The 5,238-nt window shown below is 75.7% G+C and carries 4 protein-coding genes; 1 reads left to right on the forward strand and 3 read right to left on the reverse strand.

The features are described 5' to 3' along the window. Positions 1-151: 151 nt before the first annotated feature. From ABD323_RS39345 to ABD323_RS39355, 3 genes are read right to left on the reverse strand one after another with little or no spacing between them, the layout of a single operon-like run. On the reverse strand, positions 152-2,941 hold the full coding sequence (locus ABD323_RS39345; protein WP_344446912.1) for an FtsX-like permease family protein: 2,790 nt from the start codon (positions 2,939-2,941) through the stop codon (positions 152-154). Continuing rightward, positions 2,938-3,711, reverse strand: coding sequence for an ABC transporter ATP-binding protein (locus tag ABD323_RS39350; RefSeq protein ID WP_425556315.1), 774 nt, complete (start codon positions 3,709-3,711; stop codon positions 2,938-2,940). The genes ABD323_RS39345 and ABD323_RS39350 overlap by 4 nt, the downstream gene beginning before the upstream one ends. Positions 3,712-3,762: 51 nt before the next feature. After that, positions 3,763-4,413: a PadR family transcriptional regulator gene (locus ABD323_RS39355; protein WP_344446913.1), complete on the reverse strand. Its 651-nt coding sequence runs from the start codon at positions 4,411-4,413 to the stop codon at positions 3,763-3,765. Positions 4,414-4,483: 70 nt separating this feature from the next. Here ABD323_RS39355 and ABD323_RS39360 point away from each other — a divergent pair. Then, positions 4,484-5,238 (forward strand): endonuclease/exonuclease/phosphatase family protein (locus ABD323_RS39360; RefSeq protein WP_344446914.1); only part of this gene is annotated, 755 nt, incomplete at its 3' end.

Raw genomic sequence — 5,238 nt, forward strand, 5'->3', positions numbered from 1 at the left:
GTCTGCTGGAGTGACTGGTAGTCCGCGACATGGGTGGCGAGCAGGGAGGCCCGGCCGACGCCCGCGCGCCCCCGCGTCCCCGTTCAGGGGCCGGGGGGGCGCTGTGCGTTCCGTCACCCCGCCACCGGGCGGCGGGCGGCGCGCACCGCGGTCAGCCGGCGCGCCGCAGCAGGGTGATCCGCGAGCGGGTCAGCGCGGCGGCCAGTAGCACCGCGAGCAGCGGCAGCCCCACCAGGGTGGCCGCGATGCTCGGCCAGGGGAAGGCGATCACCGCCGATCCGCTGCCCGGCATCCCGGGCAGGCCGCTCGCCTCCACCCGGCGCAGCGCGACCGCGGGCACGATGCCGCAGATCGTGCCGAGCACCGATCCCATCGCGGCGATCACCCCGCACTGGAAGCCGGAGAGCGTGCGGCGGATCCGCGGCGCCGCGCCGACGGCGGCCAGCGTGGTCAGGTCCTGCTGCGAGTCGGCCGCGGCCAGTCCGGTGGCGATGCCGGCCGCGCCGAGCGCGACCAGCGCCGCGAAGGCGGTCAGGCCCAGTCCGATGAGCGTCTTGGTCGGCTGGAAGCCCCGCTCGACCTGGAGGTTCCAGGTGCTGCCGGTGAGCTTGGAGATCACCCCGTTCGCCCGCTGCTCGGCGCCGCTGGAGGGGACGCTGGGCGGCAGCCAGGCCGAGCCGCCGTCCGTGACGGTCATCCCGAGCCCGGCGGCGGTGTTCGCGGTGAGGTAGGCCGCGGCCGCCGGGTGGTCGAGCTGGACCAGCACGGCGTCCACCGCCACGTCGTGGTGGGGCGGCTCGCCCATGGTGGTGCCCTGGTTCGGGCCGCTGTCCTCGTACGGCTCGCTCAGCCGCAGGATGGTCTTGCCGTTCTCGATCAGCCCGGCGTCGAAGACGACCACCTTGCCCGCGGCCGCGGCCGCCTCCACGCCCGGGTCGTGCAGCGCGAAGAGGTTGTGCAGCACCGTCGGGTCGCCCGCCACGACCGAGCCGAACCGGCCGCCGAGGCGAACCGAGCTGTTGCACCGCGGGTCGTTGTACAGCCGCGACCGCGTCGCCGAGTCGAGCTGCTGCGGGTCGAGGTCGTCCATCGGGCAGCGCAGCTGCGGCGGCGGCTCGACCGCGACCCAGCCGCAGTTGCCGTCCTTCTTGCACGCGCCGTAGCCGACCCGCAGGACGTCGGCGCGCTGGCCCAGGCCTGGCATCGCCTGCTCGACCGCGGTGCGCTGGGTGTCCAGCTTCGCGCCGTCGGACGCCGATCCGTAGCCGGCGATCAGGGTGACCGCGCCGCGGGGCGCGGACGCCACGTAGTGCTGACGGGCCTGCTCGTCCGAACTCGCCGAGTAGATGCCGACCGCCACCGAACCGGCCACCGCCGCCATCACGGCCGCCACCGCCGGGGCGGTGCGCCCGCGGTGGCGCACCGAGTCGCGCAGCGCGAGCCGCGGACCCAGCGGCAGCCAGCGGCCCAGCCGCCCGAACAGGCCCACCAGCATCGGCGTGCAGGCCACCATGCCCAGCTCGGCGATCATCGAGCCGCCGAGCACCGCGGTGCTGCGGCTGCCGTACCCGCCGCCCGCGCCCATCAGCGCCAGCGCGGAGCCGCCGGCCACCATCAGCACGCCGAGCAGGGTGAGCCGCTTGGACGGCGGCTTGACCCCGCCGCGGCCGGTGAGCGCCGCCACCACCTCCTGGCGCGAGGCCTGGACGGCCGGGACCAGCGCTGCCAGCAGGCCGGTCACCAGGCCGACCCCCACGATCCCGAGCACGTCCAGCGGGGCGACCGTCAGGGCGCCGAAGCGCCGGCCCGCCAGCGGCTCGGTCCACGGCCGGGTCACCGCGACCAGCACGATCGCCAGCGTCGCACCGATCACCGCACCCGCCACGCCCAGCACCACACCGCCGCTGAGCACCACCGCCCGCACGTGCGAGCGGTCGCCGCCGCCGGCCGCCAGCAGGCCCAGCTGGCGCCGCGAGCGCCGGGCGCCCACCGCGAAGGCCGGACCGGCCAGCAGGACGATCTCCAGCAGCGCCATCCCGACCACGGTCACCAGGGCGACCACCACGGAGCTGTCGAAGTAGCCGGTCTGCGGCTCGCCGTCCTGCGCGACCTCGTAGGGGATCTGCGCGTGCGCCGGCGGGTGCAGCACGACGCTGCGCGAGGTGGCCGAGAAGCCGTGCTTGTTGAGTTCGAGCACCGCCGGCCAGTCGACCTTCGCGCCGGCCGGCAGCCGCACCAGCCAGCTGCTCGCGTCGCGGCTCGCGCCGCCCAGCGCGCCCGGGCGGGCGACCAGCACGGTGCTCTTGAGGTCGTTGGGGTACTCCGCGACGCCGGTGATGGTGAACGCCTTGTCACCGTTGCCCTGCAGCGTCGTGGTGCCGCCCACGGCGAGCCCGGACTGGTCCAGGAACGCCTGGCTGACCGCGATCTCCCGGTCGGTGGCTGGGGCCCGGCCACCGACCAGGTTCACCTTGCCGCGCCACACCGGATCGCTCAGGTCGGCCTCGTCCGTCTGGCTGCGCAGCAGGCCGTCCTTGCTGCTCGCCAGGACGCCGCCGCCGCCCGCGATCGGCGTCAGCCGCGAGCCGGCCGGCAGCAACTGGACGACCAGCGCGGCCGGATCGGTGGCCTGGCTGCGCCGCTGCTCGGCGGTGGGCCCGGCGGCGGGCGCCGGCTGGGAGTTCTCGCCGTCGGAGGCGAACGGCTCCTGGAGGATCAGCTGACCGCGCCCGCTCACCTCCACCAGCACGTCGGCGGTGCCCATCTGACGGGTCGCCTTCTCGGCCGGGGAGAGCGTGGCACTGCGCTGGACCACGTCCACGCCGGTCACCCCGAGCACCGGCAGCGCGATCATGGCCAGCACCAGGGCGCTGCGGCCCTTGGCGCGCAGGGCGTCGCGGCGCGCGATGCGCAGCGCGACCCGCCAGGCGGCCGGCCTCACTCGGTCACCGGCCGGTGCAGGCTGTTGGTGGCGGCGGTGAGCAGCAGGGCGTCCGCGTCCAGGCGGCCGGTCTCGTCGACCAGCCGGCCGTCGCGCAGGAAGACCACCCGGTCCGCCCAGGCGGCGTGCCGGGCCTCGTGGGTGACCATCATGGCGGCCGCGCCCTCGTCACAGCGGGCGCGCAGCACGGCCAGCACGGCCTCGCCGGTGGTGGAGTCCAGTGCGCCGGTGGGCTCGTCGGCCAGCACCAGGCGGCGGTCGCCGATCAGCGCGCGGGCGATCGCCACCCGCTGCTGCTGGCCGCCGGACATGTCGTCGGGGAAGCGGTCGGCCAGCTCGCCGATGCCGACCTCCTCCAGCGCCGCGATCGCCTCGCGGCGGGCGGCCCGGGTGGACACCCCGTCCAACTCGCGCGGCAGCATGATGTTCTCGGCCGCGCTCAGCGCCGGTATCAGGTTGTAGTCCTGGAAGACGTAGCCGATGGAGCGGCGGCGCACCGCGGCCAGCTTCTTGCGCGAGAGGTCGCCGAGCGAGCGGCCCTCGACCAGCACCCGGCCGCCGGTGGGGCTGTCCAGCCCGCCGGCCAACGTCAGCAGGGTCGACTTCCCGGAACCGGAGGGCCCCATCACGGCGACGAACTCGCCGGGGTGGACCCGCAGGTCCACCCCGCGCAGGGCGTGCACCTCGGCCGCGCCCTGGCCGTGTACCCGGGTCACCCCTTCGAGGTGGAGCACCGGGTCGGTGCGCTTGGGAGGCAAGGTGTCGGTCAACGTTCCCCCTGCGGGTGTTGGTGCGAAGGTTCAGGTGGTGCCGGCGGAGGGTCAGATCCGGCGACGGCGGCGCCCGGGCGCCTGGGTGAGGGCTTCCTGCAGCTCGGCGTCCCCGGTCGTGGGGGGCGCGGCGGCGGGCGCCGCGGGCGGCCGGGCGGCGATCCGGGACTGCCGGGTGGCCAGCCGGGTCTCGCAGTGGTCCAGCCAGCGGACTTCCGCCTCGGCCTGGAAGATCAGCTGGTCCAGGACCAGCAGCCAGGCCAGGTCGGTGTCCGCGGCGGACTCGGCCTCGGCGGTCAGCGCCCGCGCCTTGAGCCGGGTGTAGTCCTGCAGCGCCTTGATGCTGTGCCGGCGCTGGGCCTGGACCACGGCGTGCACGTCCACCCCCGGGACGGTCACCGCCATGGCCAGCTTGATGGCCAGCTCGTCGCGGGGCGGGTTGGTGCGCGACACCGGGGAGTCGAACCATTCCCGCAGTTCGGCGCGTCCCTTGTCGGTGACGGCGTAGAAGAGGTGCCCCTCCTCGTCCTCGCCGTCCGGCACGACCAGGCCGTCGCGCTCGAGTCGGTTGAGGGTGGTGTAGACCTGACCCACGTTGAGCGGCCAGGTGGCACCGGTGCGCGCTTCGAAGTCGCTGCGCAGCTGGTAGCCGTAACGCGGGCCCTGGTCGAGGAGGGCGAGCAGACCGTGACGGATGGACATACCGAGTATGTATACCCGGTATGTGGTCCAGGCTCAAGCCGCCGGCCGTCAGGGCGTACCGTCACCAGGTGTGAGCCCTCTGCGAATCGCGACCTTCAACCTGCTGCACGGCCAGCCGCTGGCCGCCGACGGCAGCCCGCTGCCCTTCCCCGCCGCGGCCGGCGAACCGCTGCACGAGGCGATCGCCGCGCTGGACGCCGACGTGCTGGCGCTCCAGGAGGTGGACCGCCACCAGCACCGCTCCGGACTGACCGACCAGGGCGCGGTGGCCGCCAAGGCGATGGGCGCCGCCGACTGGCGCTTCGCCGCCGCCCTGCACGGCAGCCCGGCGCCGGTGGCCGGCTGGGTGCTGGACCGCTCCGCGCCGGGCCTGCAGGTCTACGGGCCCGACGAGGTCGGCACCGCCACCGAACTGCCCTCCTACGGCACCGCGCTGCTCACCCGGCTGCCCGTCCACCACTGGCGGGCCCGGCGGTTCGCGCCCGCCCCGTTCGGCCTGCCGCTGCGGGTGGCCGGCCGGCGCGGGCTCACCCCGGTGCCGGACGAGCCGCGTGCCGCGCTGGCCGCCGTCCTGGAGGGCGAGAGCGGCCAGTTCACCGTGGTGGCCACCCACCTGTCGTTCGTGCCGGGCTGGAACATGGCCCAACTGGCCGGGATCCGCCGGTGGATCGCCGACCTGCCGCGGCCGCACCTGGTGCTCGGGGACTTCAACCTGGTCGGCGCGGTGCCGCGCACCGTGCTCGGCGGGGCCACCGCCCTGCGCCGGGCCCCGGCCGCCCGCCGCCGGCGCGCCGGGGGCGGCGGGCGGCGCGCAGTTCGCCGCGG

This window comes from Kitasatospora nipponensis, from assembly GCF_039528135.1.
In the GTDB taxonomy this organism is placed as follows: Bacteria; Actinomycetota; Actinomycetes; order Streptomycetales; family Streptomycetaceae; genus Kitasatospora; species Kitasatospora nipponensis.